Here is a 238-nt window from a genome sequence, read left to right as displayed (position 1 = left end):
TCACCGTCGTCTGCTTGGCCGAATCGGCCGTGAGGCAGCCGGCATCCAACAGCTCGCAGCCAAGCTGGTCGGCCCGGTCGCAGGACAACGTCGACGGCGGCAGCAGGAACAGCGCATCGAGCCCTACACGGCGGTCGTCGGCCAGCAGCGCGGGGGCCGTGGCTTCGACAGGTTGGGCGCGGGGCGGTGCGCTCACCACGCCGCTTGCCTCGGGCCGCTCGCGCTTTGCAGGGTGGCG

At 72.3% G+C, this 238-nt stretch carries 1 pseudogene; it reads right to left on the bottom strand.

Annotated features, from left to right (window positions below):
* Positions 1 to 196, bottom strand: a pseudogene (locus ACQG3P_RS23190) (hypothetical protein); the annotation flags it as partial.
* Between the last annotated feature and the right edge of the window lie 42 nt (positions 197 to 238).

Source organism: Stenotrophomonas sp. SrG (assembly GCF_050031795.1).
GTDB classification, from domain to species: domain Bacteria; phylum Pseudomonadota; class Gammaproteobacteria; order Xanthomonadales; family Xanthomonadaceae; genus Stenotrophomonas; species Stenotrophomonas rhizophila_A.
The sequence above is the reverse complement of the archived record's forward strand: the minus strand, read 5'-3'. Positions and strand labels throughout refer to the sequence as shown.